The 1,592-nt window shown below is 42.5% G+C and carries 2 protein-coding genes; both read right to left on the bottom strand.

Going from position 1 to position 1,592, the window contains the following annotated elements:
• Nucleotides 1-471 precede the first annotated feature (471 nt).
• Nucleotides 472-816: a DMT family transporter gene (locus tag HMPREF0083_RS00625; RefSeq protein WP_021618955.1), complete on the bottom strand. Its 345-nt coding sequence runs from the start codon at nucleotides 814-816 to the stop codon at nucleotides 472-474.
• Entirely contained in the window at nucleotides 813-1,376 is a 564-nt protein-coding gene (locus HMPREF0083_RS00620; protein WP_021618954.1) for a TetR/AcrR family transcriptional regulator, read from the bottom strand. The genes HMPREF0083_RS00625 and HMPREF0083_RS00620 overlap by 4 nt, the downstream gene beginning before the upstream one ends.
• Nucleotides 1,377-1,592: the final 216 nt, after the last annotated feature.

The raw sequence follows: 1,592 nt of genomic DNA, 5'->3' as shown, positions 1-1,592 counted from the left end.
TGGATCATACTGGATAATCAACACCCTTGATTTAGAAGAATAAATAGGGCCAGCCTGAAGATGGGGAACTGGCTCTATTTGCTATGTATATGCAGGAGCGTTATGCATCATTTTCTATGGCCTGGACATAGCGGCTCGATGTTGATAACCTTTTGAACAGGTTCAATTATATAAGTTACACTTGATAGTTTGACAGGATAACGTGGTTGGAAGGAGGAAATTCGGAAAAAGAAGAGGGTGGATGCGCCCTGCGCTCCGGTAGAAGAAAGGCCAATGTGTCTTTTTCTCGTCTCTGATTTTCTCCTTCTTTTACTTCTGACTACAAAAATATTGCACATCTTGCGGATGAGTCGGTAGGCTTTCGTTTGATTCGCCTTGAGAACATCCGCCACTTTTCGGGAACTTTTCAGGTTTTCGTATAGTTCAGTTACCTATTTTTTTCACTCCTTCTATTACACCTTCTTTAATAAACTATTGACCCTGATGAACTTCGGCGGGGAGACTCTCTGCCATATTAAGCACAATGACTCCTATAATGACCAGAAGAATGCCAATAATACGTGGAAGGCTAACGGACTCGTGCCACAGAATAACCCCGACGATAACTGTAATTGCCGTACCTAATCCAGACCAGATAGCATAAGCGGTACCAAGGGAAAAGGATTTTAGCGCCAGAGAAAGCAAATAAAAAGAACAGAAATATCCTATCACTGTAACTAGGCTGGGAATTAGTTTGGTAAAGCCATACGACATCTTCAAGGACGTAGTGGCAATGACTTCAAATAAGATAGCACCCAGCAGAACAAGCATTTTCATCTTAATTCCCCCTTGGATAGCTGCAACAAGATGTTTAATACACGTTCCCGTAAGTCTTTATCGGTTAAAGGGGCAAGTCCAAACATGTCGGTGAACCATAGACCATCAGAGGCTAGTCTGCAAATTGTAGCAATAGCCGGGTCTATTCCATCCTCTTCCATATTTTTTTGCCATTCTTGATAAAAGTTCTGAGCAGGCTGTAACAGTTTGGGGGAATTGACTAATGCAGCAAGCAATCCCACACTGATTTGTAACTCCTGCTCCTCGTTTTCTTCGCTATGGAATGTAGTTCTGATGTAAGCGTGTGCCCAGCGGCCGGAATGCTCCCCGTTTTCCTTGATATCATTAAGCATTCTGTGGTTGAATCGTCCGAATAAATCTTCGATCAAACCAATAATGAGCGCATTTTTGTTGGGAAAGTGATAGAGCAGTCCGCCTTTGCTAATGTTAGCTCTATCGGCAACTGCATGTAAGGTTAGCTGCCCGACACCTTCTTCTACAATCAGGGAGTAGGCTGAGTGCAGGATAAGCTGACGTGTTGGTGCTTTTGCGGGATTCAACTATTATCACCGTACCTTCGTACTTATCTTTTGCATTTAGTATACCGTCTGGACTGTTCAATTGTCAATTTATAGTAAAAATTCTTTCTATTTTGACTCGGGTGAGTTTTTTATGAAATGCCACCGCAGTTTATTTTTGAAGAGAGCACTAATGGATAAAATCACGCCTGTTGATTATCCACAAGGTGGAAGAAAGAAGGTGCACGCGTCGGCGTG

The sequence above is a fragment of the Aneurinibacillus aneurinilyticus ATCC 12856 genome (assembly GCF_000466385.1).
GTDB classification, from domain to species: domain Bacteria; phylum Bacillota; class Bacilli; order Aneurinibacillales; family Aneurinibacillaceae; genus Aneurinibacillus; species Aneurinibacillus aneurinilyticus.
The sequence above is the reverse complement of the archived record's forward strand: the minus strand, read 5'-3'. Positions and strand labels throughout refer to the sequence as shown.